The sequence below is a fragment of the Streptomyces sp. NPDC047315 genome (genome assembly GCF_040643215.1).
In the GTDB taxonomy this organism is placed as follows: Bacteria; Actinomycetota; Actinomycetes; order Streptomycetales; family Streptomycetaceae; genus Streptomyces.
The window spans coordinates 113419-139736 of sequence record NZ_JBEYTZ010000003.1 but is presented as its reverse complement, the minus strand read 5'-3'; the positions used below and the strand labels follow the sequence as shown (position 1 = coordinate 139736).

The following is a 26318-nucleotide window of genomic DNA, read 5'->3' as shown; positions in this document are numbered from 1 at the left end:
ACCTGCTCGCCCCGCCGGTATCGGGGGCAACTGGGCGAGGACGGGGGTGGGGCACAGAGGTGTTCCTTACGATGGCGCGGTGACCAGTACCGCGCCATCGCCCCCCAGCGGCAGGGAAACGGATCCGCAACCGCCCGGCTGGCCCCAGCGCCTGCGGCGGTTCGGGTACGCGCCGAGGCCCGTCATCGGGCTGCGCGAGCGGCTGGTGCCGCCGTACGCGAAACCGTCCGCGCGGGTGTGGTCGGTGTTCGGGGTGACGCCGGCCCGCGCCGAACCGCTGCTGCGGTACGCCGCCTGGCTCGGCCCGCTGCTGGTCGCCCTGGTCGCCGGCGCGCTCCGGTTCTGGAACCTGGGCGAGCCGGACGCGGTGATATTCGACGAGACGTACTACGCCAAGGACGCCTGGGCCCTGATCAACCAGGGGTACGAGGGCGCCTGGCCCAAGGACGTCGACAAGGCGATCCTGAAGGACCCGTCGGCCGTCGACATCCCCACGGACCCCGGCTACGTCGTCCATCCGCCGGTCGGCAAGTGGATCATCGGCATCGGCGAGAAGCTCTTCGGCTTCACGCCCTTCGGCTGGCGCTTCATGGTCGCCCTGCTCGGCACGCTCTCGGTGCTGATGCTCTGCCGCATCGGCCGTCGGCTCTTCCGCTCCACCTTCCTCGGCTGCCTCGCGGGCCTGCTGCTCGCGGTGGACGGCCTGCACTTCGTGATGAGCCGCACCGCGCTGCTCGACCTGGTGCTGATGTTCTTCCTCCTCGCGGCGTTCGGCTGTCTGCTGATCGACCGCGACCGGGCCAGGGAGCGTCTGGCGGCAGCCCTGCCACAGGACGCCGACGGGGTGCTGCGCCCCCATGCGCACATCGCGGAGACGCTGCGGCTCGGCGCCCGTCCGTGGCGGATCGCGGCGGGCGTGATGCTGGGCCTGGCCGCCGCGACCAAGTGGAACGGCCTGTACGTGATGGCCGCGTTCGGGCTGCTGACCGTCCTGTGGGACGTGGGCGCCCGGCGCACCGCCGGCGCCGTGCGGCCCTACCGGGCGGTGGCCCGGCGCGACCTGGTGCCGGCGTTCCTCGCCACGGTCCCGGTGGCGCTGGTGACGTACGTCGTCACGTGGTCGGGGTGGATCTTCACCGACAACGGCCACTTCCGGCAGTGGGCGTCCACCGGCCCAGGGCGGGAGACCTCCTGGGGCTTCGTGCCGGACTGGCTACGCAGCCTGTGGCACTACGAGACGGAGGTGTACGAGTTCCACGTGAACCTCACGTCGGGCCACACCTACCAGTCGAACCCGTGGAGCTGGATCGTGATGGGCCGCCCGGTCTCGTACTACTACGAGGACCCGAAGCCCGGCGTCGACGGCTGCCCGGCGGACACCCGGGGCAACTGCGCCGCCGAGGTGCTGGCGCTCGGCACCCCGCTGCTGTGGTGGGCGGGCTGCTTCGCGATCCTGTACGTGCTGTGGCGCTGGTTCTTCCGCCGCGACTGGCGCGCGGGCGCGATCGCCTGCTCCATCGCGGCCGGCTGGGTGCCGTGGTTCTTCTACCAGGAGCGCACCATCTTCGTGTTCTACGCGGTGGTGTTCGTGCCGTTCCTGTGCCTCGCGGTGGCGATGATGGTCGGTGCGATGCTGGGTCCGCCGGGCTCGGACGAGCGGCGCAGGGCGGTGGGGGCGATCGGCGCGGGCGTGCTGGTGCTGCTGATCCTGTGGAACTTCATCTACTTCCACCCGCTGTACACGGGCACGCTGATCCCGATGGACGAGTGGCGGGCCCGGATGTGGTTGGACACCTGGGTGTGACGTACGTCCCTTACCACGCGCCGAGAGGGGTCGTACGTAGCGGTCCAGTAACAGTTCCGCCCCGGCCCCACCTGGGGGTCCTAGGGTCTTGAACGCGTTCAACGCAGACTGAAGTCGGCAGCTGAGAGGGACCGGGGATCATGCGCAGTGGAGCGAAGGTAGCCGTCGTCGGCGGGGTGTTCGTGGTGGTGGCCGGGGGCGTGGCGTACGGCGGCTACACCTTCCTGGCCGGTGACGACAACGAGCCCGCCAAGAAGACCGGGCCGCCCACCGCGGAGGAGGTCCAGCAGACGACGAAGGACTTCCTCGCCGCCTGGGCCGCCGGGGACGCGGCCAAGGCCGCGAAGCTCACCACCGACGCCGCCGCGGCCGAGCCGCTGCTGGCCGGCTACCGCACCGAGGCCAAGGTCTCCGACGCCAAGATCACCGCCGGTGCGACGCTGGGCTCCAAGGTGCCGTTCTCCGTGCAGGCGACCGTGACGCACGAGAGCACCAGCAAGCCCTGGTCGTACTCCTCCGAACTGACCGTGGTGCGCGGGGTGAAGACCGGCAAGGCGCTGGTGGACTGGAAGCCGACGGTCGTCCACCCGAAGCTCACCAAGGGCGCCACCCTCAAGACGGCGCCGGCGTCCGCCGCGCCGATCAAGGCGGTGGACCGCAACGGCAAGGAGCTGTCGAAGGAGACGTACCCCTCGCTGACGGCGGTCGTCGAGGCGCTGCGCAAGAAGTACGGCGCGACGGCGGGCGGCACGCCGGGCGTGGAACTGGTGGTCTCCTCCCCGGACGAGAACGTCGCCGACCACACCCTGCTCGCCCTCACCGAGGGCAAACCGGGCGAGTTGAAGACCACCATCGACGCGGCGGTGCAGGCCGCGGCGGAGAAGGCGGTACAGGCCGCGGGGCAGGCGTCGGTCGTCGCGATCAAGCCCAGCACGGGCGAGATCCGCGCCATCGCCAACAGCCCGGCCGGCGGCTACAACACGGCGATGCTGGGCGCGCAGGCCCCCGGCTCCACGATGAAGATCGTGTCGGCGGCGATGATGCTGGAGCACGGCCTGGTCGAGGGCGCGGACACCAAGGTCGAATGTCCGAAGACGGTGCAGTGGAACGGCCGCACCTTCGAGAACCTGAAGCAGTTCGAACTCGTCGACCCCACCTTCCGGCAGGCGTTCGCCCGCTCCTGCAACACCACCTTCATCAAGGCGATCAAGCCGCTCACCGACAAGGGCGTGGCCGGGACGGCGCTGGGCGAGACCGCGCGCAAGTACTTCGGCATCGGTCTGGACTGGAAGACGGGCGCGTCCAGCTACGACGGGAAGGTGCCGGAGTCCGGCGGCACGGAGACCGCGGCGTCGTACATCGGCCAGGGCAAGATCACGATGAACGCGCTGACGATGGCGTCGATCAGCGCGACCGCGAAGCACGGCGCCTTCAAGCAGCCGGTGATCGTGCCGCAGTCCCTGGACGACCGGGAGCTGGCCACCGCGACGCCGCTGCCCGCGGCCACCGCGGACACGCTGCGCGCGCTGATGCGGGCGGACGCCACGACCGGGTCGGGGCAGAAGCCGATGGCGTCGGTGCCGGGCGACAAGGGCTCGAAGACGGGCTCGGCGGAGGTCGGCGGACAGACCAAGAGCAACTCCTGGTTCACCGGGTTCGCCGGTGACCTGGCGGCTGCGGCGGCCGTGCAGTCGGGCGGACGCGGCGGGGAGTCCGCGGGGCCGGTGGTGGCCCAGGTACTGAAAGCGAAGTGAGTTCGGCCGCGCGGATCGGTACGGTGCGGGGGCATGAGCACCCACGACACCAACAGCGCCCGGGCCCACGCCGAAGCCCATCCCCGATTCGCCGCTGCCCTCGCCGAACTGGGCCTGGACGTCCCGGTCCGCCGCTTCCCCGACGCGACCCGCACCGCCGCGGAGGCGGCTGCCGCCATCGGCTGCGACGTCAGCGAGATCGTCAAGTCGCTGATCTTCACCGCGGACGGCGAGCCCGTGCTGGTGCTGCTGGACGGCGCGTCGCGGGTGGACGTCGAGCGGGTGCGGGAGGAGTTGGGCGCGGGCGCGGTGAAGCGGGCGGACGCGGATCTGGTGCGGGCGACGACGGGTTACGCGATCGGCGGGGTGCCGCCGTTCGGTCACGTGACGCGCACGAAGGTGCTGGCGGATCGTGCGCTGCTGAAGCACGAGCGGGTGTGGGCGGCGGCGGGAACCCCGCACACGGTGTTCCCGCTGGACCCCGAGTCCCTGATCGCCCACGCGGGCGGCGCGCTGGTCGACGTCCGTCAGACCTGAACCAACGCGAGGCCCTCGCGGGTGCGCCTGGTATTGCGGGTGCGTTGTTCCCGCGGGTGCGCCGGCCCGCGGCCCGGGACACCCGCGCCGTTTCCCTGCGGGAGCGTTGGTCTCCGCGCCCCGGTGGTGGGTTGTTCGCGCAGTTCCCCGCGCCCCTGTTTCGCCTCCCCCGTCACTCGTCCGCGGGCCGGTGGTGGGTTACTCGCGCAGTTCCTCGCGCCCCTGTTTCGCCTCCCTCGTCACTCGTCTGCGGGTGCAGGCGGAGGTGTTTGGGGCGCTGGGGGTCCCCCCATGCCCTCTGGGCATAGGGGGCGGAACTGCGCGACAAGCCACCCACGGCCCGCGGACAAACGAAGGTCTCAGGGGCGCGAGGAACTGCGCGAGGGCCTGCCCCCCGGGGGGGCGGCGCGGGGTCGGGCGCTCGCGGGGGCGCGGGTTAGCCCGGGCGGGAGAGGGCGCGGGCGCGGCGCGCGGCGACCGCGGAGCCCGACTCCCGGCGCGCCATCCCGCGAAGCACCCGCGGTGCCACCAGCAGACCCACCACCGCCCACACCCCCAGCACCCCCACCGCCTCCACCTGCCGCCACGACTCCCCCAGCTCCAACCCCACCGCCGATTCCGGCAGCAGCGCCGAGCGCATGCCGAGGCCGAGCCAGTAGACGGGGGTGAGTTGGGCCAGCCACTGCACCCACTCGGGCAGCGCCGTGACGGGGTAGAAGATGCCGGAGATCCCGATCATCCCCAGCACGGGGAGCTGGACCAGCCCCTGTGCCCGCGTCGAGGTGAACACCGCCCCCAGCACCGCCCCGATCGGCAGCGTCGCCAGCATGCCGAGGACGAGCACCCACGCGAGCGTCAGCCACGCCGCGGCGCCGTCGACCCCGAGGCCGTCGATCAGCAGCAGGCCGGGTACGAGCAGGATCGCGAGGTCCGCCAGCAGCCCGCCGCCGACGCTGACGACCTTGCCGACGAGGTAGCCGCGCACGCCGTGCGGGGTGGCGCGGGCCCGTAGCAGCGTGCCGTCCTCGCGGTCCGCGGTGAGGACCTGGCTCATGCTCACCATCCCCATGGCGACGTTCATCCCGAGGATGCTGGGCAGCGCGAGCGTGCCGAGGGGGAAGCCGGAGGAGCCGTACTCCCGGTCCCGTAGGAAGAAGAGGACCACCAGCATCAGCACCGGCCACAGGAAGTGCGAGACGAGGTCGGCGCCGTTGGTGAAGGACTGCCGCAGTTCGACGAGCCCGCGGCGGCAGCCGGTCCGCAGGACGGGCAGGGCGGTGCGCCGTACGGGCAGCGCGGTGCGCACGGGGGTCGTCATCGAAGCTCCGCCTCTCCTTCGCGCACCAGCGCCAGGTACGTGTCCTCCAAGGAGGCGCGGTGCACCTCCAGTTCCCCGACGCCGTCGCCGAGCCGCCCGAACAGGTCGCGGACGAACGCCGTCGAGTCCGCGGGCGACGCGGCGAAGCGCCGTCCGCCGTGCGTCCAGCGCACCTCGTCGCGGACGGCGGCGCGGCGGGCGAGCTCGGCCGACGTGCCGTCCGCGACGATCCGTCCGCCGGTGAGGACCAGGATCCGGTCGGCGAGCCGGTCCGCCTCGTGCAGGTCGTGGGTGGTGAGCAGCACGGTGGTGCGCTGGTCGGCGGCGAGCCGTTTGACCAGGTCGTGGAAGTCGGCCCGGGCCTCGGGGTCGAAGCCCGCGGTGGGCTCGTCGAGGAAGAGCACTTCGGGCCGCCCCACGATGCCGATGGCGACGTCCAGCCGGCGCCGCTGACCGCCGGAGAGCGTCCGGACCTTCTTTCCTGCGTGCTCCGTCAGCCCGACCGCGGCGATCAGTTCGTCGGCGTCCCAGGGGCGCGGGAAGTCGGCGTCGGAGTACGGCGCGTAGTAGCGGCCGAGGTGGGCGAGGAGTTCCCGTACGCGCCACTTCCCGTGGTCGCGCCAGGACTGGAGGACGACGCCGACGCGGGCGCGCCACCCCTCGTCGCCGCCGGCCGGGTCGACGCCGAGGACCGCGGCACGGCCGGCCGAGCGGGTCCGGAAGCCCTCCAGGATCTCGACGGTGGTGGTCTTGCCCGCGCCGTTGGGGCCCAGCAGGGCCAGCACTTCGCCGTGGCGGGCCTGGAACGTGACGTCCCGCAGGACGTCCTGCGGTCCGTAGCGCATCCGTAGCCCGACCACATCAACGACCGCTCGCTGATGACTCATTGCACAACATCTCCCTTCACGATTTCGCGAAGGTTAAGTTGCGTTGGGGATGCGTCAAGGCGTGACCGAGGAGTCAATCTCCCTGGAGAGAACGGATTTTCTGCCGTTGTTGCAATGATGTTGAGGATGAACGCACTAGACGGGCGCACGGGGGTCCGTTGCAATGGGCTGGCGGTGAACGCATACTGGCCGGACGCGACGAGGAGGAGGGCGGGCAGCGAGATGCCGGGCGGCAGACTGAGCCACGAGGAGCGCCGCGCCATCGCCGTCGGGCTGGCCGAAGGGCTCGGCTACGCGGAGATCGCCAGACGGCTCGACCGGCCGACGTCGACCGTCAGCCGGGAGGTGGCGCGCAACGGCGGCCGGAGCCGCTACCGCGCCGAGTACGCGCACCGGGCGACCGGTTGGCGCGCCCGCCGCCGCGGCCCGACCGCCCCGACTCCCAGCCCCGGCAGGGAGGTCGAGCCGGAAGCCGTCGCCACCGCCCCGGACCCCGCGGAAGCCGGTGCCTTCCGCGAGCAGTTCACCGAGATGATGGTCGCGACGGGCCTGCCCCGGATGGTCGCCCGGGTCCTCACCGCGCTCTTCACCACCGACTCCGGCAGCCTCACGGCCGCCGAACTCGTCCGCGGGCTGCGCGTCAGCCCCGCGTCCGTCTCCAAGGCCGTCGGCTATCTCGACGGCCTCGACCTGCTGCGGCGCGAGCGGGAGGCGGGGCGTCGGCACGAGCGGTACGTCATCGCCGAGGACGTCTGGTTCGGGGCGTGGTCCTCCAGCGCCCGTACGACCGCCGTGTGGGCGGACACCGCGCGCCGCGGCGCCGAGGTCTTCGACCCGACCTCGCGGGCCGGCGCCCGGCTCGATCAGATGGCGCTCTTCTTCACCCGCCTCAGCGAGGACATGGCGGGCGGCCCCGTCGCCACCGCGGCCGGGGAGAACGCGCTGACCGTCGTCGCTGCGCTGGCGCACGCGGGCGTCCCGCTCACCGCCGCCGAGTTGGCCGCCGCCCTGGACTGGCCCGTCGACCGCGTCGTACGGGCGATCGCGGACGCCGAGCGGCACCCCGACCTCACCGACCCCGTCACCCCGCGTCGGGTGGCGCCCGACGCGTACGCGCTCGGCATCCGCGCGAGCCGCCTCAGCGCCACCCAGTGCGCCGCCCTGACCTCCCGGGCCCCCCTCACCACCCCACGGATGTGACCGGACGTTCGAAGCATCCCCCAACTGGGCGTTGTCTTCTGGCCAGTTGATGCTTCATCAACTGTCCCGCCAGTAGGCCGGGACAACAATGTGCATATGGTTGATGACTGGAAGCGACGGATCGACGATTTGCACGAGAACCTGGTCCGGCGGGACGACCCCGCGGCCTGGGTCACCGAGGCGGACGCGGTCGAGGCTTCGTACCGCTACCCCGACCTCCTCGTGCGCGGCCCGGTCTTCGGGCTCGCCGCCCACGATCCCGAGTGCCCCGGCGAGTGGCGGTTACTGAAGCCGGTGATCAGCGGCACCCCGCAGGAGGCCCGGGACAGTCTCAACTCCCATCTGTGGTTCCGCGCGAAGGACGAGACCGACGACCCGCACGAGCGCCGCGCACTCCTCGACGCCGTCGCCGTCCTGGAGGCCGAGCCCGTGGACGAGTTGGAGGTGCTGGGCGTGCGCTACCGGGTGGTGCGCGCCGACGAGTTCGCCCGCCGCGGGCCCGAGGGCCTGGAGCCGCCGCGCCCGACGGACCCGGAGCCGCTGGACCGCACCTGGGAGAGCCAGCGCAACCGCACCTGGACCGACGTGGGGCAGGTCGTCGACCCGGACCGCGAGGAGGGGCTGATGGCGGGCGCGATGAAGCTGGGGCTGCGCACCTTCTGCTACTCGGGCGGCGTCTTCCCCGACGAGATGCGCGCCGACGCGACCCGGGCGATGGAGACGCACCCGGAAGTGGCCCTGCTGCCCGTCGGGTTCAGCGTCGTCGAACTGCACGACGGGACGTGGACCACGCGGGGCGTGCTGATGCCGTCGCCGCACGACGCCCGGCGCGTCCTCTTCGACGGGCTCAACGAGTTCTGGCCGCTGATCTACCGGCTGAAGGAGGAGGACCGGGCGGCGTACGCGCGCGCCGCGAAGGAGTTCCGGGCCGCCTGCCGGGCCAACGACGCCCGGGTCGGCGGCTCCCTCTTCCGCGTCTGTCGCATCGAACGGGCGATCCGATATGGTCCCGACGGGCCGGAGCCCCCACGCCCGTCGGACGCGGACCACTGGGGTCCGATGAAGCTGCACCCGACGATGGACGACGACGGCACGCTCCACCACGGGGAGGACTGAAGCGCACATGGCGGAAGGCGCACGGCGGCCGGCACGCGACCGGATCGACACGACGAAGGCGCACGCCGCACGGGTGTACGACTATCTGTTGGGCGGCAAGGACCATTACGACGTCGACGCGGAGATGGGCGACGCCCTGAAGGCGAAGCTGCCCTCCTTACCGATCACCATGCGGCAGAACCGCCTCTTCATGCATCGCGTCGCCCGGTACCTCGCCCGCGAGGAGGGCGTCCGGCAGTACCTCGACATCGGCACCGGCCTGCCGACCTCCCCCAACCTCCACGAGCTGGTGCAGCAGGAGGTCCCGGACGCCTCGGTGGTGTACGTGGACAACGACCCGATCGTGCTGGCCCACGCCGAAGCCCTGCTCACCAGCGCGTCCCCGGGCCGCACCGCGTACGTGGACGCGGACATGCGCGAACCGGAGTCGATCCTCGGGGCGGAGGCGGTCCGGTCCCTGATCGACCTGGGGCGACCGGTGGCGCTCACGGTGATCGCGGTGCTGCACTTCATCCCGCCGCCGCTCGACCACGAGTTGGTGCGGCGGCTGGTCGACCCGCTGCCGTCGGGGAGCTTCGTCGCGCTGTCGATGGGCACGTCCGACTTCAGCGACGGGGAGACCTCCCGGGACATGGTGTCCCAGTACGAACGCCAGGGCATCACGGTCTTCCCCCGCACCCACGCCCAGGCGTCCGCGTTCGCCGACGGCCTGGACCTCGTCCCACCCGGCGTCCTCCCGGTCCACCGCTGGCGCCCCGACGCGCTCCAAGACGGAGTCGCGGACGGCGACGTGGCGGTCTACGGCTTCGTGGCCCGAAAACCCTAGCCCCTGCGCCCGGTTCCTCGCTGGCCGGGCCAATGCCGCAGCAGCGCGGTGCCGCCCTGCCGAGTACGCGGTAGCGGCGTCTGCGGCCCGGTGGTGGGCTTGTCGCGCAGTTCCCCGCGCCCCTAAAAACCTCCGCCTGCACCCGCAGGCGAGCGACGGGGCAGCGAATCAGGGGCCCGGGGAACTGCGCGACAAGCCACCCACCGGGCCGCACAGACCAACGCGCCCGCAGGGAAACGGCGGCTATGTCGGGGTCCCGGTAGTAACGGCCGCGGAAACAACGGATATCGCTGGCCAGCGGGGATGGGAGCTGGGGGGCGATCAGCCTTCCTGTCCGACTTGTGCGGTGACGCTCTCGCGGTGTTTGCGTAGTTCCCGGTACAGGGTGAAGGAGCGGCTCACCCCGAGCTCGGCGGCGACCTGCTCGGGGATCGGGCCGTCCTTGATCCGTTGAGCGGCTCCAGCGCGGGTGGTCGCGTTCAGCTTCGCCGGGCGCCCGGTCGGCAGGCCGCGGGCCTGCTTGGCGGCGCGGGCGCCGGCGGCGCGCTCCAGCATGTAGATCCGTTCCATCTGGGCGAACATCGCCAGCAGGGCGATAGCCATCTCGGAGCCGGGGCCGGGCTCGCTGGTGTCGACGGCGAGTTTGTCGCCGAGGGTACGCAGGTGGATGCCGCGCTGGGTGAGGTCGTGCACGAGGTTGAGGGTCTCGCGCATGTTGCGGCCGAGCCGGTCCAGGGTGAGCACGTAGATCCGGTCGCCGGGACGGGCGAAGGCGAGCAGCACGGTCAGGCCCTCGCGGCCCAAGTTCGCGCCGGTGCGTATCGCCTCGTCTGACACTAAATTGCACTCGGTCCTACTCGACCCAGATCCGACGCCGCTGGCCCGGCCGCCGCATCCGCCCGATGGACCTACGCAAGCCGCACCCAGGCGCGGAACCTGGGGGTTCGACTATCCGGGTACCCCAGGACCCGCTCCAACTGCTCGGCGACCCAGGTCAGCGGCGGGTGTAGTTCGTCGACGCTGACCCGAAGGAGGGAGGCTTCCTCGGTCTCGGCGACACCCAGCATGAGGCGCGTCGCTGGGCGGCTTCGATGTACTCGCGGACGCCCGGGGAGTAGGTCAGCCATGTGGTGACGCCGGCGGCGAGGGCGACAGCAGTGAATGTGATCCTCGTCCTGTCGTGTTCGAGGGCGGCGAGGGCGCTCAACGTGTGCGGTCGTTTGTCGAGGCTGGCCCTGCGGCGGGCTTGGGCGAGGATGGCAGGGTTTCCTGATCGGTTCACAGCCGGTCCTGGTGTCGACGGCGGTGAGCGGCAGGAGGCGACCCGCTCGCCAACGCCTCCCGCAACAGCAGCAGATACGGCGACCTGCCAGAGGAAGCCCCTACCGCACCCGCACCCGCGGCTGCAGCCGCGGCGAGACCACCACCCACGACTTCATCCCCGGCCACGAACTGCGCGCCATCCCGGCCCGCGTCCGCGAGCACTTCGGCGGCTCCGCCCTGAACTTCATCACCTGGCTCGACACCGAACTCCCGCCCCAGACGCCCGCCGCATGATGTGACCGCGCCCCCAGGATCCACACCCATAGCCGATCGTCGAATTCGCCAACGGTGTCCTCGGCGGGACACCGCCCCTCAGCGCCGCGCCCTACAGTCTTTGGGCTGTTCGCTGCTGGGCCTGGTGGAGGCGGGCGTACCAACCCCCAATACCCATCAGCGTCTCGTGTCCTCCCCGCTCAACCACCCGTCCCCCCTTCATCACCAGGATCGTGTCCGCGTCCCGGATGGTACTGAGCCGGTGCGCGATGATGATGCAGGTACGGTCCCGTAGGAACGGGCCCATGGTTTCCATCATCCCGCGCTCGGTGATGGGGTCGGAGTGAGAGGTCGCCTCGTCCAGGACGGCGATGGGCGGGTTCTTCAGCAGCAGCCGGGCGAGCGCCAGCCGCTGGCGCTCGCCCCCCGACAGACGTAGCCCGCGATCGCCGACGACCGTGTCCAGACCTGCCGGAAGCTTGTCGATCGCGGGCCAGATCTGGGCTGCCCGGCAGGCTTCCACGAGTTCCTCGGTGGTCGCCTCCGGGCGTGCCAGCTGAAGGTTGACACGGATGGTGTCGTTGAAGAGGAACGTGTCCTGACTGACCACGCCGATCACGGACCGCAGGTCGTCGAGCCGTAGGCGCCGTACATCCACGCCGCCGACCAGCACCTGGCCCGAGTCCGCTTCCCAGGAACGGGTCAGCAGTCGGGCGAGGGTGGACTTTCCCGCCCCCGACAGGCCCACGATGCCGATCGTCGCCCCTGGCTCGGCGGTGAAGTCCATGCCCGTCAGTACCCGTTGGGGAGCGCCACCCCGAAACCGTTGCTCGTCGCCGCCGAGCGAAGGCAGGACCATGCCGCCGTTCGGCGGGTAGGTGAAGTGGACGCTGCGGAAGGCCACCTGCAGCGATGTGCCGCTCTGGCGCGGGAGTTCGTGAGGGTCAGGGACGTCCACGATCGCTGGTACGAAGTCCATGACCTCTCGTACCCGGTCGAAGGAGACCAACCCTTCGGTCAATTCCCCCCTCAAGGCGGGCAGTGCGACCAGGGGCGAGTACAGTCGGGTCAGCAGCGCGACGAGAGCGACCACGGTGCCGACGCTGAGGGCTCCGGAGATGGCCAGTTGTCCGGCGATCACGTAGATCGTCGCGGTCACCAGACTCATGGCGAGAGTGATCGACGCACCGAGCGCGGAGGACAGCACGGACGCGCGCACCGTGAGGTCCCGGATCCGGCTCACCCGCTGCCGGAACTCGGGCAGATCCCGCTTGGGATGGCTGTAGTGACGCATCACCTCCGCCCCGCCGGGGCCGAGCCGCTCGGCGACCATGGAGTCCAGGTTGGCCTGGGCCGTCAGTTGGTCCTGGCTGACCTGACGCATCGCCGTTGTGAACCTGGACGTCAGCACATACAGCGCCGGGGCGAGAACGAGCGCTCCCAGGGTGAGCCGCCACTCCATGGTTACCACTGCCACGCCCCCGGTGAGCAGCAGAACCACGGATCCGACAGCGGCGGGAAAGCTGGAGGCGATCATGTTCTGGACGCCGGTCACGTCGCCCTGTACACGGGACACGATGGCGCCCGTCCTGGCAGCGGCGAGGAAGCCGATCGACTGGCGCTGCAGATGCGCGAAGAGGTCAATGCGCAGTTGCAGCACGATGTCCCCGGCCAGCCGCGTGGCGTATCGCCGTTCCACTACGGACAGCGCCGCTTGGGCCACACCCACAACCACCATGAGGGCGCCCAGTGTTGCCACCACGGTGGTGTCGCGGCGTAGCACGCCGTTGTCGATGAGCTGCTGCCCGATCAGGGCCGGGACCACGGTCGCCGCCGAGTGCACGGCGATCAGCGCCGCCAGAATGAGCATTCTGGTCGAAAAGGGGTAAAGGTAGCGCAGCAAGGCACGGTGTGGCATGAATGCACCTGCTTTCGGGTCGGGGCGGCAGGGCGGGGCGACACAGCGCAGTGCTGTGCCGCCCCCGAACAGTCGGTTCCGATCAGGCGTAGCTGTGACCGCAGCCGATGGACCAGGCGCTGGAGACCGGGGAGGGGTTGCAGCAGCCGAAGCTGGTTTCGCTAGCCAGCGGCTCGTATCCGGTTTCGTCCTTCAGGCCCTGGAGGTCGTAAATGGACATGAGTGATCCTTCCTGTGTGGGTTGGTTGTCGTGCCGGCTCAGGTGCTACCCCCCAAGGGGGTGCCCTGAGGTCTTGGGGTGGAGGAGGAACGGGAGGGACAGCCGTCGCTCCGGCTCTGTGGCCGACGTGTGGGCGGCAGCCAGGGCGAGCAGAATGCCGGCGCCCCCTGTCGCCAGGTCCATGGAGATGCGCAGGAGCTGTGTGCCAGGGAAAGCGAGGTGACCGTGCCAGTCCAAGGTGTGCCAGTCGAGGCCGGTCACCTGCATTGCGGTGTGCTTCAGGTTGGCCGGCTGGTGGCTTGCGGTGGCAAGGATCATGCCTGCTCGCCCGTTGAAGAGGCCGGGGTAAAGGTAGAACGGCTTACGTGCCGCTCGCTGGATCGCCGCGAGCTCCTTCTCCAACTCGGGGAGCGGGCGGTTCATCAGGTACCGGTCGAGTGCGATACCGATGCCCGTGCTGCCGGACGCGAGGTAGGGCATGAGCCGGAATCCCTCGTTGACCTGCACTATCCCCATGCCGTCACGCCGGCAGCGGCGCAGATCCTGACGCAGGGCGCGTTCCGCCGCATCCAGGTATGTGGTGTCCCCGGTCTCCTCGAACACCGTGGTCAGGAACAGTGCGGGCCCGGAGCGGCCCTGCATCAGCCCGGCTTGAGGGTACGCTCCCCCGCTGACCTCGGGAACATCCTCGATGTCGCCGAGGCGGCTGCGCACCAGGTCGGCGGTGTCGAGCGCCCGTTGCAAGTACCGGTCGTCACCGCACTCGCGGGCGAAGTGAAGCCAGCTCAGCCCTGATCCGGCCAGACCATCGGCGAGACTGAGGTCCGTATCACGGGGCTCGGCAACCGGTGATCGGGCCAGCAGGTCCACGGCCGCGTCGTGAAGGCCCAGCTCCCACAGTGCGTAGGCGACGCCGTGCCAGCCGTTGTAAAAGCCCGGCGGGATATCGGGGAGGTCGGGGCCGTCGCGGAACACCCGGTCCAGCAACCATCGTTCTCCCTCCGGAACGCTGCCGACACCTGCGGTCTGGAGAGCCCACAGCACACCAGCCGCACCGTGCGCCATGCCAAGCTCCGCCCCGGCAACGAAGAACTGGGCTATGTCGCCGGGAAAGAGTCGGTCAGCGTGCTCCAAGGTGGCGCTGGCGCGAATGCCGTCGGCTACCGATGAGGCGAGCGCCGACCACGCCTCGGGGCTCGAACTGACGGCAGCTGGGCGGGCGGAAGGGGCCGAGGCCTCTTGAAGGACCCCGACTGCGTCGGCGAACCAGGAGCGGGGCACCCCGAACCGGTCGACGATGATGTCGGCTACCTGCCCCGGTAACGCGTTGCTCAACTGGAACATCGCGGTCAGCGGCGCGAACACCGCGAATTTGAGGGCAGCCAGGGCATGCTCGTCGACAGCGACGCCGGTGGTCCCGCGCGGCGCGATGAACCCCGGATTCGCGACCACCTGCCGTCCACCCTCCTCAAGGAACCAGCCTCCCTCGAAGTCGATGAGACAGATCCTCGCGTCGTCCTCCCCTTGAGGCGGACAGAGGACGTTGTGCGGGTGCAGGTCTCCAAAGACCACCCCCCGCTCGTGCATCGCACGCACGGCATCAGCGACGCCTTGCCACATCCCCATGGCCCAGTCGCGGTACTCAGCCAACTCCCGCTCGTCCACCGTGCCGTCGGTCAGCAGAGGGTTACGTCGCCCGCAGGCGGCGTAGAGACTCTCCCCCTCGATGAACTCCTCGACCAGGAACTCGTGGCCAACGGCCTCGTAATAGCCTTTGAGCTGCGGTACCCTCGGCAGCCCGCTCAGCCTGCTGAGGGCATCCCGCTCGCGACGCAGCCGGAACACCGCGTCGTTGCCCGAAACGTCCAGACCGGCATGGGGTCGCGCCTCCTTCACGATTACCTTCGTACCCGTGCTCTTCTCGCGTGCCTCGTAGACGCCGCCGCCGTTCGAGTAGTGGAGAGCCGCCGTTATCTCGTACGGAAGGTCGTCGATCCGGGAGGCATTGCGGCGCTCCAGTGCAGGCCGCAGGAAGTCGGGCAGCGTCACCCACTCCGGTATCGAAAAGACTGGTCCCCTGTGGTCGGGCACGAGGTTGCCGTCGGCGTCCTCGATCGCCATGACCTCGCGGCCGTTCGCCGACTTCACCCGGCGCATACTGAAAGCCCCGTAGCGGACGTAGACCGGGGTGTCCATCCAGCGTAGATCGCTGAGAATGTACGGCCCCTGGACATCGTGGAGCAGTTCCCCAAGCTCGGTGACGAGCGACTCCAACTGCGCTTCGTTCAGCGGATAGATGGTGGCGAGCTTTCCGCTTCCCGCTCGCTCCGCGTACTTCCTGTTGCGCCGGTGGTACTCCCAGGGGCTGGGCACCAGCTTGAACGGGACAGCACGGCGGACACAGTAGTCGAAGACCAACTGAACGACTTCCTCGGCCCGTCCGACCGACGAGGAGACATGGATCTTCCAGCCCTGCATCGGAGTGTGGGCACCGCGCGGCTGGTAGTTGACCCAGCCCCATACGGTGATCCGCTGCCAGCCCACCGGGGTCGCGCTCTCGCTGAGAGGTGCGAAGAGCCGTTCCTCCGCACCGTCGTCGATCTTGTCGTAGAAGTGCGGGTCCTTGGCGCAGAAGGCCTCGTACTCTGCTTCCATCCCGTTTCCTCTCTGCCCGGTGGTGTACCGCAATGTCAATCCAGCAAGTGGGGGATGTTGGTCTCCCTTTCTTGACAGGAACTAATGTGTGTCACTTGTTGAGCTCGGTTGAGCGGCAAGGTCGCGGCCGCGGCCTGACAGCGCCGTCTTTGCTGCGGAGGCGGACGAGTCCGCCCCCCGCCCCCCTGAGTTCCCACAACAAGCGAGCAGTAGGTGCTCAGCGCCCAGCACCGTCGACCCGGTTCCTTCAGGTCCCGGGTGGGTGTTGTGTTCTCACCGTGCCGGGGCGGCCTGCGGGAAACCTTCGGGAAGTCTGGAACCGGGCTGTACCAGGTGGTCAGGGGCGGATAGGTGTGTAGTGACGTGGCCATGACTGGAGAGAATGTCGCGGTGCAGTTCGGGGTCCTGGGCGCCATCGGGGTGTGGCGGGACGGGGTGCCGGTGGATGTGGGGCATGCTCGGCAGCGGTGGGTGTTGGGGGCGCTGCTCGCCGATGCCGAGGGTGTGGTGTCGGCGGATGTCCTGGTGGATCGGGTGTGGGGTGCGGAGGCAGCAGGTCGTGACCGGGAAGCGCTGTACGGGTATGTGTCCCGGTTGCGGCGGGTGCTGTCCGGGGTCGGGGTGGACATCGTGCGGGACCAGGGCGGTTACCGGCTGATGGTGCAGGCCGGGTCTGTGGATGTGCATCGGTTCCGTGACCTGGTCGATCAGGCCCGCGCGGTTCCCGACGAGGAGCAAGCGGCCTCGTTATGGGAAGAGGCGCTGGGGCTGTGGCGCGGGCAGGCGTACGCCGGGGTGGACACCCCATGGTTCAACGCGCAGCGAGACTTCCTCGATCGGGAGCGGCTGTCCGCTCAGTTGGACCTGGCCGACATCCGGCTGCGCCGGGGACAGCATCACCGGATACTGGCCGAATTGTTCACTCGGGCTGAGGCCCATCCGCTGGATGAGCGGATGGCCGGTCAACTCATGCTGGCGCTCTATCGCGGCGGCCGGTCTGCGGATGCCCTGACGCGCTATCAGGAGGTCCGGCGGCGATTAACGGAAGAGCTGGGCATCGACCCCGGCCCGGCGCTGCGGCAGCTCCACCAGCAGGTCGTCACAGCCGACCCGGCCCTCGACGTTGCCCTGGCCAAGGCTGTGGCGCCCGTAGTGAGGGTTTCCCGGCCGGTGCCGCGGCAGCTTCCGGCGCTGCCGGCCGCCTTCGTCGGCCGCAGCCGCGAACTCGCCGGTTTGGACCGGCTGCTGAAGGATCCCGTCGGCGACGACACCGTGCTGGTGATCTCGGCGATCGGTGGTGCTGGCGGGATGGGCAAGACCTGGCTGGCGCTGCGCTGGGCCCATGAGAATCTCGACCGGTTTCCCGATGGACAGCTCTATGCCCCTCTAAGTGGTTTCGACCCATCCACCGGGCCGATGCCGCCTGACATGGTGTTACGCGGCTTCCTCGACGCGCTCGGCACCGAGCCCGAGAACATGCCAGCCGACCCTGAGACCCAGGCCGGGCTGTTTCGGTCCCTGGTCGCCGATCGGCGCATGCTGATCGTGCTGGACAACGCCCGCGACGCCGACCATGTCCGCCCGCTGCTGCCCGGCAGTGCCACGTGCACGGTTATCGTCACCAGCCGCAGCCACCTGGGCGGCCTGACTGCTACGCACGACTGCCAATACTTGGCCCTTGACACGCTCCGTGATGAAGAGGCCCGCCAGATCCTGGTCCGCGCCGTCAGTCACGACCGGGTGTCGGCCGAACCCGGGGCGGTGACCGCCCTGCTTCGACGGTGTGCGGGACTGCCCCTGGCCCTAGCCATTGTCGCGGCCCGCGCCGCTGCCCGGCCTGATTTTCCCCTTGCCGTGCTGGCCGAGGAACTCGACGACGCCACCACCAGACTCGACGCCCTGAACGCCGGAGACCTGGCCACTGACCTTCGAGCAGTTTTCGAAACCTCCTACCAGTCGCTGGACGACCAGACCGCAGAGGTCTTCTCCCTGCTGGGGCTTGCACCGGGACCTGACATCAGCCTGAACGCCGCCGCCAGCCTCACCGCCCTTCCCACCCACCGCGCCCGGGCAGTCCTTCGTACCCTGGAGATGGCCCATCTCGTCCAGCAGCAGACCCCAGGCCGCTACCGGATGCACAATTTGGTCCGCCTATACGCCACCGAGCGAGGTCATGACCAGCCCGCCGACGTCCGGGATGGCGCGCTGCGCCGAGTCGTCGACTTCTACGTCAGCACCGCCCTTGCCGGCGACCGCTTGTTGGCCCCGCATCGGACGCCGATCGCGGCAAGCCAGACCGGCGCAGCCGCTATTCCTTCCCTCCACCGGAATACGGAAGCTGCGATGTCATGGTTCGAGGCCGAACATCTTTGCCTTCTCTCGGTGCACCACTTCACTCTGACGCAGGGCCAGCACAGCCGGGCCTGGCAGCTTGCCTGGACTCTGGACACCTTCCACTGGCGGCGAGGCCGCCTGCCTGACCGCATTGCTACCTTGCAGACAACGCTGCCAGCCCTGGAAAAGCTGGGAGAACCGGCCTCCCTGGCGCTGGCCCACCGGCTCCTCGCACGTGCCTGCGTCCCCCTCGGCCAACATGACCGGGCGCTGGAACACCTGCGACAAGCCGTCACCTTGTTTGACGAAGCGGGTGACGCGGCAGGCCGGGCACAAACCCATCTCAACTTCGCGCTGGCCTGGGAAGAACAGGGTGACAACGCGCAGGCATTGGTGCACGCCGTCCAGAATCTGCGCATCCGCAAGACGCTTCAGAGCCCTCCACGGGAAGCAGAAGCCCTCAACGCGGTGGGCTGGTACCACGCCCGCCTCGGACACTATCAGCAAGCCCGAGACTACTGTGAGCAAGCCTTGGCTCTGTGTCGCCAGCATAGCTTCCTAGAAACCGAGGCATTCACTCTGGACAGCCTCGGCTACACAGCCCACCACAGCGGTCAGCACACCCTGGCCATAGACCACTACAGCCAAGCCCTCACCCTGCGCCGCCAGCTCGGAGACCGCTACGAGGAAGCCAACGCGCTCGCCTGTCTAGGTCACGCATACAGCGCCCTGAGCCGCGCCGCGGAAGCCCACCGTGCCTGGAGCCAGGCCCTCGACCTCTACCGCGACCAACACCGCACCACCGAAGCCCAACGAGTCCAACAGCACTTGGCGGCACTGGACCAGAGGCCCGAGTAGCCCTGACTGCGAGCATCAGGCCCAGTCTGGTCGGCGGGACCGCAGCGGCCGGTAGCCGGCCGGGTCGAGCTTGGCGAGTTCGGTGTCAACCTCGACGTTGATGGTGCCGAAGAAGTTGACGTTCTCGCTGTGGGCCGGGGAGATGTGCGCCAGCAGCTCGCCGTCGACCGCGCGGCCCTCGGCGCGCATCTGCGCGATGGCCAGGCCGTAGTACTCCGTCGTCCAGGTGACCACCGAGTTGGTCAGCAGCGCCAGGCACCATGCCTGCTCGGTCTGCGCTGCCAGGTGGCGGTGGCGGATCGCGCCCTCGTGTGCGTAGAGCAGGCTGCGGCGCAGCGCGTGCAGCGACTCGCCCTTGTTCAGCTGCCGGGCGATCTTCCTGCGGTAGGTCTCATCCGCCAGATACCGGGCGGCGTAGACCGTGCGTCGCAGCGCCCCGTACTCCTTCAGCGCCGCCGCCAGGGTGTTCTGCCGGGACGAGGCGGACAGCTTGCCGACGATCAGCGAGGCGGTGGCGTGCCCGAACTTGATCGACCCCGCCAGTCGCAGCAGATCGTCCCATTTCTCCTCGATCAACCCCATATTGATATTCTGGGTGAGCAGCGGACCCGCCACCGGCCAGAGGCCATTCACGTCCCGCTGCGGATCCATCCGGTACAGCGTGATCTTCCCCGGGTCCCGGATCCGCGGAGAGAGCTGCATCCCGACCAGGTCGAACAGTGCGAAGTTGACCAGTGTCACCCCATGCGTATCCGTCGCGTGCTCCGTGACCGGCAGATCCGTCTTGTTGCCCATGATCTCGTCCAGCACCTAGTGCGCCTCCCGGCGCGTCACCACGATCACCTTCGTGCCGAACGTCGTGTGCTGGTCCGAGACGTGCGTGTACGTCGACAGGCCGCGGCCGGCGAAGTATTTCTTCATCGCCCGCGCGGTCGTCGACTTGCCCTTCACCGGGAACCGCTGCCCGTCCGAGGACGACAGTGTGCCGCCGCCGAACGCCTGGGTTAGCGGGAGGCGGTGGTGGTAGTTGACGACCGCGGCGTTCGCCGCCGACAGGGTCTCCTCGCGGACATACCATTCCTGGGTCCAGGCCAGGATGTCGTAGGAGATCCCGCACGCCTCCGCCATCCGCACCAGGCCCAGATTCGTCGCGTTCGCGATCAGCACCGCCAGCAGGTTGCGCTTGAGCTCCGGCGAGCGGGTCTGCTTGCCGCCGGCGTGGGTGAGGCAATCCAGGAAGCCGGTGCGGCGGTCGAGTTCGACCAGCAGCGAGGCGATCGGGGCCAGCGGTAGCAGATCCGAGAGCTCTTCCTTCAGCTCGGCGGCCTCGGCCGGGATGTCCTCCGCCGACAGCGGCGGGATGATCAGCTCCCCATCCGGCGACAGCCGCACCTCGCCGGTGCCCGCCTTCCGGTTGCCCAGCACCTTCTCCAGGTCGCCCATCGCGGCCGCCAGCTCCTCCTTTCACCCCTCCAGCGCGAGGCGGGCGTCGGTGGGCTTGCCGACCAGCTGGCAGAACTGCTCCCGCTGCCCCTCCCACTGCGCGGGCGTGAACAGGTACGACGCTGGGTCGGCGTACCGGCGTGAGGAGGGCACGTACACGTCCCCGCTGCGCAGCCCGTCCCGCAGGCTCAGCAGCACCGTCAGCTCCCAGAAGTGCCGGTACGCCGTGACGTCCCGGTCTCGCGTGGCCTGCTCCAGGTAGCCGGCCCACTTGGCGGGCACGAAGTCCGTCGGCGCACCGTCGGGGACTTTCCGGGCCCCGTCCGCGTTCAGCTTCTTCAGGATCGCCACGGCCTCCATGAGGGCCTCGGAGCCCGTACCGCCGGTGAAGCTGATCGCCTTGAGTACGTCCGGGGTGAACTGCCGCAGGTAGGAGTAGGAGTTGTCGAGCATCGCCAGATGTCCGTTGTCGCGCGGCAGCCTGCCGGTGGCCTGAGCAACAGCGGCGCGTAGCCGCTCCAAGCCGATGCTGTTCCGCAGCAGTCCGCCGACCATCTCGTCCTCGATCCCGGTGTCGACGAGGACCGGCAGGATCTCGTCCAGCAGCGCCTGCCGTCCCTCCCCGGCAGCGGCTCGGGCGGCCAGCGCGTCCCGCATCTTGATGCGCGCCCGGCTCTCCCGAGCGGAGACGGCCTGGTCGAACAGGCTGATGACCTCGTCCAGCACATCGGCGGCGGACTGCGAGAGCACCGTCAAAAGGATCGGGTGACGGCGCTGCGGCTCGCGCCGGTCCAGCGACTGCGCGGTCAGCCGACGCCCGACCGTCGCCAGGAACCGGCGCCGCTCCGCGGGCAGACTCGTCAGGTCCAGGATGTGGGCGTCCATGCCGCGCAGGAAGCCCAGCTTGTCCAGCTCGGCCTTCACCGCGTTCGCCGAGTCCCCGGCCGCGCCCTTGGACAGCCAGTTCAGCCGTGTCGTTCCGATCGCCGAGTCCACGGCCAGCAGCCCGTCGAGCTCGCTCATCAGCTTCGGCGTCAGCAGATGCCGCACCCGCTGGTACGTCTCCCGCCCTGCCTCCGCCCGCGCCGTGGCCACCCGCTCCAGCAGCTTCACCACCCCGGGCCGCACCACCCTCGAGGACGCCAGGTGCTCGCAGGCCAGGCGGAACAGCAGCGACGGGGAGTCGTGCTCCATCGCGCGGGCGAGCAGGAACTCGTCCAGCTCCTTGAGCTCCAGCGTCTTCGCGGGCTTCCAGTTCAGGTACCGGGTCGCTTCGCGCAGGTGCCCGGTGCGGGTCTGCTTCCGCTCGCCGTAGAACCGCAGCTCACCCACGGGGATTTGAAGGTGTTCGGAGAGCCGGGCCACCGCCGCTGGTGGCGCAGAGGCGACGTCGTCCGGGACGAAACCGAGCCAGGGCAGTGTGCACAGCTGGACCGCCAGCCCCAGCCGGTCCTTCGGACTACGGCCGCGGCCCGGGTCGATGAATCCCCCGTCCGCCGGCGTCAGGGTGAAGAACCGGATCAGCTCTTCCTTGTTGATCTCTGGAAAGCCGCGCAGCCGCGTCAGCTCGTCATCCGCGACACACGGGTCGCCACCGAGAACCCGCACCACAACCACTCGCGTGCGGGCCGTCCCGTCATATCGGCGGCTTACCGCATTGCATGGTGAACGACCCGGCCACTCCTCAAGACATGGCGCAATGGGAGCTGCTGATCGTCAGCGGCTGCGGGGCGCCCTCCCGCGCCCGGAGGTGGGAGGTCACTCCCACCTCGCCGTCGACGGGTCGATGCCGTGCGCCCGCGCACTCGCGTCCACGCTGCGCCGGAACCACCCGGCCAGCCCCACCCGCATCCCGTCGTAGTGCGCCGCGTACTCCGGCTCCGCCTCGTACCTGCGGCCGAGGCAGACCTGCATCTGCCGGCTCAGGGGGAAGTACGCGGAGAAGACCTCCCGGTGCCGCTCGACCAGGCGGTTCGCCTCCGCGCTGCCGGGTTCGACCCCGGCGGCCATCGCGTCCGCGAGCGCCCGGTCGACTTCCGCGACCTCGTCGGCGACGGCCTGCCACTCCGCCGGGTCGCGGCCGGCGGAGCGTTCGGCGTACTGCTGCCACTGCGCCGTGTCCCCGTAGCGCCGACGCGCCTCCGCGGGCCAGTCCGGGTTCCACCCGGGGCCGAAGATCGCGGACTGCTGCTCCACGGTCAGCAGCAGTCCGCGCTCGTGGGCGTCGATCATCCGGTCCAGCCCGGCGCCGAGCTGCCGGAGGCGGTCGATCCGTTCGGTGACCTGGGCGCGCTGCGCGCGCAGCGCGCCGGGCACGTCCGCGGCCGAGTCGTCCAGGACGGCCTGGATGCGGTCCAGGCCGAGACCGAGCTCCCGGTAGACGGCGATGCGGTGGAGGCGTTCCAGGTCGCCGGCGGTGTAGAGGCGGTATCCCGCGCCCGTGCGCAGCGACGGCACCGCCAGGCCGATCTCGTCCCAGTGGTGCAGCGCGCGGACCGTCACGCCCACCCGCGTCGAGACCTGGCCGACGGTCAGTCCGTCGGCTCCGGCGGTGTCATCAGGCATGTGCTCCATTGTCGCCGCCGGCGTCGGGCGGGGTGATCCCCATGGCCGCAAGGTTCCGCGCCTCCTCGCTGTCCGGGACGAAGGGCTTCGCCGCGGTGAAGACGACCCGGACGTTCTCCGGAGTGATCACGGCCACGTCGCGGGTGGTCCACGGGGTGTCCACCGGACCGTCGACCGAGGTCGGGCGCAGGGCGCGGCACGCTTCGACGATGGAGTCCACCTGGCTGAGGACGCAGGCGAAGCTGACGCTCATCGCCGGCGTCTGCGCCAGGTCGCCGTCCTCCGCCGGGACGAGGAGTACGTCCTGGAACGCCCACCGGCGCAGGTGAACCACTTGGCCGGGGTTGCTGAAGAGTTCGAAGAAGCCGAGCCCGCGGGTCCAGAAGTCCACCGACGCCGCCAGGTCGCCGGTGGGGATCGTGACGAAGGCGGGCATGCCGTAGATGCCGCGGAACGGCTCCGGCGGCACCGCGTCCGGGCCGGGGGTGGGTACGGGGCTGGTCTCGAACGCGTCGTAGTAGTCGCTCATGGACCTCACCCTCCGGCCTCACGCTACGTGAGGGTCAAGCCGGATCCGAAGCGGCAGGCCCCTCACCCGCGTCCGCCGCCCGGAGCGCCGCGCCCAGCCTCCGCACCCCCTCCGGCGTCGTGAGCGAAGCCCCCGTCGCGTCGACCTCCCGCAGCACGTGGCTGACCCCCGTCCTGTCCCGTCGGTCCGGTCCCAGCGCGGTGTGCAGCCGCGCGGTGTAGCGCACCACGGACGCCGGGCTGTCGGGGTCGTCCGGATCCCCCGCGTACGCCTGCGCCCAGCGCATCGCCCCCTCCGCCTCCTCCGCCCGGCCCAGCCCCCACAGCACGAGCGCCAGCAGCGTGCCCGAGACGTGCCGCCGCTGGTCGGAATCCAGCTCCTCGGCGCAGGCAAGGGCCGCCCGCAACTCCGCCTCCGCGTCCTCGTACCGCTGGGTGACGAAGGCGAGCCACCCGCGGATGTGCAGCGCCTTCGCCCGGTACAGCAGGTCCCCCGACGCGGCGGCGCGCTCCGCCGCCACCCCGGTGATCCGGCCCAGCTCCTGGTAGTGCGCCTGCCCTTCGAAGATGCCGCAGACCGCGGTGATCGCGAGCAGGTCGACGGTCCTCCGCAGCGACCGCTGCCCCGAGCGCAGCAGTTGGTCGGCGGTGCCGGCGAGCAGCCCGTGTTCGGCCCGGAACCACGCCCTGACCTCGTCGATGTCGGCGAAGGGCATGCCCGGGTGGACGACCGGTTCGATCCACACCGCGGGCGGCGGCGGGTCCAGCGCGGCCCGCGCCGCCCGCACGACGCTCGCGCACAGCAGGTCCAGCACGCGCAGGAGCGCGGCGCCGCGCTCGCCCTCGTCGTCGGTGCGTTCGGCGAGCCGGCGCGCGTACAGCCGCAGCAGGTCGTGGAAGCGGTAGCGCTCGGGGCCGTACGGCTCCAGCACGCCGGCGTCGACGAGGGTTTCGGCGAGGCGCTCCGCGGTGCGCTCGTCCTCGCCGAGGAGCGCGGCGGCGACCGGGAGCGGCAGGCTCGGGGCGTCCAGCAGCGACAGCAGCCGGAAGGCGCGGGCGGGTTCGGGAGCGAGGTTGCGGTAGCCGAGGTGGAAGGCGGTCTCGACCGCGAGGTCCCCGACGTGGAGTTCGTCGAGGAGGGCGCGTTCGTCGCGGAGCCTGGCGTCGAGGGCGGCGAGGCCGTGGCCAGGGCGGGCGGCGAGCCGGGAGCCGACGATCCGTACGGCGAGCGGGAGTCGGCCGCACGCGGCGACCAGCGAACGGGCGGCGGCCGGCTCCGCGGCCACCCGCTCGGCCCCGGCGATCGCCGCGAGCAGCGTCAACGCCTCGTCCTCCGGCTGGACATCGATGTCAAGGCGGTGCGCGCCGGGGACGGCCAACGAGCGGGAGCGGGTGGTGATCAGCACGGCGCAGCCGGAGGTGCCGGGCAGCAGGGGCCTGATCTGTTCGGCGTCGAACGCGTTGTCCAGCACGAGCAGCATCCGGCGGCCGGCGAGGACCGTGCGGAAGAACGCGGCGCGCTGTTCGGGGTCGAGCGGGATGCGGTCGGACGGGGTGCCGAGGGCGGTGAGGAAGCCGAGGAGCACGGCGGAGGGGTCGGCGGGGGTGCTGCCGGCGCCGAGGTCGACGTGGAAGCGCCCGTCGGGGAACTCGTCGCCGAGCGCGTGCGCGACGTGCACGGCCACGGTGGTCTTGCCGACGCCGGCCGTGCCGGTGACGGTGACGACGGTCACGGCGCGCCCGTCGCGGCCGTGGGCGGCGCGGGCGAGGAGGGTGCGCAGTTCGTCGACGACGGCGGCGCGGCCGGTGAAGTCGGCGGTGTCGGAGGGGAGTTGCTGGGGCGTGAGCTGGGGGGTGGACTCGGGCGCGGGGCGGGGCGTGAGGCGAGGTGCGGGGCGCCCGGGCGCGGGGCGGAGTGCGGGGCGCCCGGGCGCGGGGGTCGGTCGCCGTGCGGTGGGGCTGGTGGGGCTGGTGGGATCAGTGACGACGGTGGGCACGCCTGAGGTCCACGCGGCGAGTTCCGGGTCCGCCGTCAGCACGCGCCGGTGCAGGAGGGCGAGTTGCCGCCCGGGCTCGATGCCGAGTTCGGTGCGCAAGAGCTGACGGGCGCGCCCGTACGCCTCCAGGGCTTCGGCCCGGCGGCCGGAGCGGTGCAGGGCGAGCATCAGCAGCTCGTACGGCCGCTCGCGGAAGGGCTCTTCGGCGACGAGCGCGCTGAGGGCCGCGACGGCGTCCGCGTGCCGGCCGAGGTCGAGCGCGCACCCGTGCAGGGCCTCCCGGGCGCCGCGGCGGACCTCGGCGAACCTGGTGCGCTGGCGTTCGGCGTACGGCCCGGGGACGCCGGCGAGCGGCACGCCCTGCCAGCGTTCCAGAGCGCGGGCGAGCCGGTCGTGGACGGTGCGCGCGTCGCCGGTGCGGTCGGCGGCCTCGCGTTCGAAGAGCAGGGCGTCGACGGCGTGGCCGGTCAGCCGTAGGGCGTACCCGCCGGGCACGGAGGCGACGGACCGCTCCCGGTCCGGGCCGGCCGGCCCTTCGGGCGCGAGCGCGGTGCGGAGTTTGGAGACGTACGTGCGGACCGCGCCGTACGCGCAGCGCGGGGCCGCCTCCCCCCAGACCCCGTCGACGACCTCCTCCGTGGTGACGGGCCGCCCTTCGCGCAGCAGCAGCACGGCGAGGACGGCGCGCTGCTGCGGGGAGCCGAGCGCGACCGGCCGTCCGTCGGCGGTGCGGGCGGCGACCGGCCCGAGGAGTTGGAAGGAGAGGGCGTGCGGCAGCGCCGCGCCGTGCAGTGTGTTCACGTGATCTCGCCCCGTCGTCCC

The 26318-nt window shown here is 70.7% G+C and carries 19 protein-coding genes and 1 pseudogene; 8 read left to right on the top strand and 12 right to left on the bottom strand.

The genetic code is table 11. The annotated features are described in order from the left end of the window. Positions 1 to 79: 79 nt before the first annotated feature. The 3 genes from ABZ842_RS04225 to ABZ842_RS04215 all read left to right on the top strand — a co-directional run bounded on the left by ABZ842_RS04225 (position 80) and on the right by ABZ842_RS04215 (position 4095). Positions 80 to 1804: a phospholipid carrier-dependent glycosyltransferase gene (locus tag ABZ842_RS04225; RefSeq protein ID WP_361531290.1), complete on the top strand. Its 1725-nt coding sequence runs from the start codon at positions 80 to 82 to the stop codon at positions 1802 to 1804. A 140-nt stretch (positions 1805 to 1944) separates the two neighbouring features. Next, positions 1945 to 3558: a penicillin-binding transpeptidase domain-containing protein gene (locus ABZ842_RS04220; protein ID WP_361531287.1), complete on the top strand. Its 1614-nt coding sequence runs from the start codon at positions 1945 to 1947 to the stop codon at positions 3556 to 3558. 33 nt (positions 3559 to 3591) lie between these two features. Further along, on the top strand, positions 3592 to 4095 hold the full coding sequence (locus tag ABZ842_RS04215) for a YbaK/EbsC family protein (protein ID WP_361531284.1): 504 nt from the start codon (positions 3592 to 3594) through the stop codon (positions 4093 to 4095). A gap of 436 nt (positions 4096 to 4531) precedes the next feature. On the opposite strand, the gene ABZ842_RS04210 is transcribed toward ABZ842_RS04215, so the two are convergent. Both ABZ842_RS04210 and ABZ842_RS04205 read right to left on the bottom strand, forming a co-directional pair. Further along, positions 4532 to 5413, bottom strand: a complete 882-nt coding sequence (locus ABZ842_RS04210; protein ID WP_361531281.1) for an ABC transporter permease — start codon at positions 5411 to 5413, stop codon at positions 4532 to 4534. Continuing rightward, the gene (locus tag ABZ842_RS04205) at positions 5410 to 6300 is read right to left on the bottom strand and encodes an ABC transporter ATP-binding protein (protein WP_361531278.1); all 891 of its coding nucleotides are present in this window, start codon (positions 6298 to 6300) and stop codon (positions 5410 to 5412) included. The genes ABZ842_RS04210 and ABZ842_RS04205 overlap by 4 nt, the downstream gene beginning before the upstream one ends. 222 nt (positions 6301 to 6522) lie before the next feature. On the opposite strand from ABZ842_RS04205, the gene ABZ842_RS04200 reads away from it, so the two are divergent. The 3 genes from ABZ842_RS04200 (at position 6523) to ABZ842_RS04190 (ending at position 9442) form a co-directional block, all read left to right on the top strand. Continuing rightward, positions 6523 to 7500 (top strand): helix-turn-helix domain-containing protein, encoded by a 978-nt coding sequence (locus tag ABZ842_RS04200; protein ID WP_361531275.1) that lies wholly within the window; start codon positions 6523 to 6525, stop codon positions 7498 to 7500. Between the two features lie 96 nt (positions 7501 to 7596). Beyond that, positions 7597 to 8616: a DUF5954 family protein gene (locus tag ABZ842_RS04195; protein WP_361531272.1), complete on the top strand. Its 1020-nt coding sequence runs from the start codon at positions 7597 to 7599 to the stop codon at positions 8614 to 8616. Between the two features lie 7 nt (positions 8617 to 8623). Further along, positions 8624 to 9442, top strand: coding sequence for an SAM-dependent methyltransferase (locus ABZ842_RS04190; RefSeq protein WP_361531270.1), 819 nt, complete (start codon positions 8624 to 8626; stop codon positions 9440 to 9442). 321 nt (positions 9443 to 9763) lie between these two features. Here the strand turns inward: ABZ842_RS04190 and ABZ842_RS04185 are convergent, their stop codons facing one another. Together ABZ842_RS04185 and ABZ842_RS04180 are read right to left on the bottom strand one after the other, a co-directional pair. Then, on the bottom strand, positions 9764 to 10279 hold the full coding sequence (locus ABZ842_RS04185) for a recombinase family protein (protein WP_361531267.1): 516 nt from the start codon (positions 10277 to 10279) through the stop codon (positions 9764 to 9766). 71 nt (positions 10280 to 10350) lie between these two features. Further along, positions 10351 to 10509, bottom strand: a complete 159-nt coding sequence (locus tag ABZ842_RS04180; RefSeq protein ID WP_361531264.1) for a hypothetical protein — start codon at positions 10507 to 10509, stop codon at positions 10351 to 10353. Positions 10510 to 10747: 238 nt separating this feature from the next. On the opposite strand from ABZ842_RS04180, the gene ABZ842_RS04175 reads away from it, so the two are divergent. Continuing rightward, on the top strand, positions 10748 to 10999 hold the full coding sequence (locus ABZ842_RS04175; protein WP_361531261.1) for a hypothetical protein: 252 nt from the start codon (positions 10748 to 10750) through the stop codon (positions 10997 to 10999). 91 nt (positions 11000 to 11090) lie between these two features. On the opposite strand, the gene ABZ842_RS04170 is transcribed toward ABZ842_RS04175, so the two are convergent. The 3 genes from ABZ842_RS04170 to lanKC form a co-directional block, all read right to left on the bottom strand. Then, a complete protein-coding gene (locus tag ABZ842_RS04170; RefSeq protein WP_361531258.1) occupies positions 11091 to 12896 on the bottom strand; it encodes an ABC transporter ATP-binding protein in 1806 nt (601 codons plus the stop codon). Between the two features lie 82 nt (positions 12897 to 12978). After that, a complete protein-coding gene (locus ABZ842_RS04165) occupies positions 12979 to 13116 on the bottom strand; it encodes a hypothetical protein (protein WP_361531255.1) in 138 nt (45 codons plus the stop codon). Positions 13117 to 13161: 45 nt separating this feature from the next. Next, a complete protein-coding gene (gene lanKC, locus ABZ842_RS04160; protein ID WP_361531252.1) occupies positions 13162 to 15771 on the bottom strand; it encodes a class III lanthionine synthetase LanKC in 2610 nt (869 codons plus the stop codon). A gap of 369 nt (positions 15772 to 16140) precedes the next feature. Between lanKC and ABZ842_RS04155 the strand changes: the two genes are divergently transcribed. Further along, positions 16141 to 18963 (top strand): BTAD domain-containing putative transcriptional regulator, encoded by a 2823-nt coding sequence (locus tag ABZ842_RS04155; RefSeq protein WP_361531249.1) that lies wholly within the window; start codon positions 16141 to 16143, stop codon positions 18961 to 18963. A gap of 15 nt (positions 18964 to 18978) precedes the next feature. Here the strand turns inward: ABZ842_RS04155 and ABZ842_RS04150 are convergent. From ABZ842_RS04150 to ABZ842_RS04130, 5 genes and pseudogenes are all read right to left on the bottom strand, one after another. Further along, positions 18979 to 20406, bottom strand: a pseudogene (locus ABZ842_RS04150) (transposase). Positions 20407 to 20427: 21 nt separating this feature from the next. Next, entirely contained in the window at positions 20428 to 22014 is a 1587-nt protein-coding gene (locus ABZ842_RS04145) for a DUF4158 domain-containing protein (RefSeq protein WP_361531246.1), read from the bottom strand. Between the two features lie 150 nt (positions 22015 to 22164). Next, positions 22165 to 22971, bottom strand: a complete 807-nt coding sequence (locus tag ABZ842_RS04140; protein WP_361531243.1) for a MerR family transcriptional regulator — start codon at positions 22969 to 22971, stop codon at positions 22165 to 22167. Continuing rightward, positions 22964 to 23500: a VOC family protein gene (locus ABZ842_RS04135; protein WP_361531240.1), complete on the bottom strand. Its 537-nt coding sequence runs from the start codon at positions 23498 to 23500 to the stop codon at positions 22964 to 22966. Before ABZ842_RS04135 ends, ABZ842_RS04140 begins: the two co-directional genes overlap by 8 nt. 34 nt (positions 23501 to 23534) lie before the next feature. Next, positions 23535 to 26297: a BTAD domain-containing putative transcriptional regulator gene (locus ABZ842_RS04130; RefSeq protein ID WP_361531237.1), complete on the bottom strand. Its 2763-nt coding sequence runs from the start codon at positions 26295 to 26297 to the stop codon at positions 23535 to 23537. Positions 26298 to 26318 lie beyond the last annotated feature (21 nt).

Bases quoted from the DNA above. Each gene is read 5' to 3' on its own strand.
- ABZ842_RS04220 (WP_361531287.1), top strand. From the start codon at position 1,945: ATGCGCAGTGGAGCGAAGGTAGCCGTCGTCGGCGGGGTGTTCGTGGTG.
- ABZ842_RS04215 (WP_361531284.1), top strand. From the start codon at position 3,592: ATGAGCACCCACGACACCAACAGCGCCCGGGCCCACGCCGAAGCCCAT.
- ABZ842_RS04210 (WP_361531281.1), bottom strand. From the start codon at position 5,413: ATGACGACCCCCGTGCGCACCGCGCTGCCCGTACGGCGCACCGCCCTG.
- ABZ842_RS04205 (WP_361531278.1), bottom strand. From the start codon at position 6,300: ATGAGTCATCAGCGAGCGGTCGTTGATGTGGTCGGGCTACGGATGCGC.
- ABZ842_RS04200 (WP_361531275.1), top strand. From the start codon at position 6,523: ATGCCGGGCGGCAGACTGAGCCACGAGGAGCGCCGCGCCATCGCCGTC.
- ABZ842_RS04195 (WP_361531272.1), top strand. From the start codon at position 7,597: ATGGTTGATGACTGGAAGCGACGGATCGACGATTTGCACGAGAACCTG.
- ABZ842_RS04190 (WP_361531270.1), top strand. From the start codon at position 8,624: ATGGCGGAAGGCGCACGGCGGCCGGCACGCGACCGGATCGACACGACG.
- ABZ842_RS04180 (WP_361531264.1), bottom strand. From the start codon at position 10,509: ATGCTGGGTGTCGCCGAGACCGAGGAAGCCTCCCTCCTTCGGGTCAGC.
- ABZ842_RS04170 (WP_361531258.1), bottom strand. From the start codon at position 12,896: ATGCCACACCGTGCCTTGCTGCGCTACCTTTACCCCTTTTCGACCAGA.
- ABZ842_RS04165 (WP_361531255.1), bottom strand. From the start codon at position 13,116: ATGTCCATTTACGACCTCCAGGGCCTGAAGGACGAAACCGGATACGAG.
- lanKC (WP_361531252.1), bottom strand. From the start codon at position 15,771: ATGGAAGCAGAGTACGAGGCCTTCTGCGCCAAGGACCCGCACTTCTAC.
- ABZ842_RS04155 (WP_361531249.1), top strand. From the start codon at position 16,141: ATGACTGGAGAGAATGTCGCGGTGCAGTTCGGGGTCCTGGGCGCCATC.
- ABZ842_RS04140 (WP_361531243.1), bottom strand. From the start codon at position 22,971: ATGCCTGATGACACCGCCGGAGCCGACGGACTGACCGTCGGCCAGGTC.
- ABZ842_RS04135 (WP_361531240.1), bottom strand. From the start codon at position 23,500: ATGAGCGACTACTACGACGCGTTCGAGACCAGCCCCGTACCCACCCCC.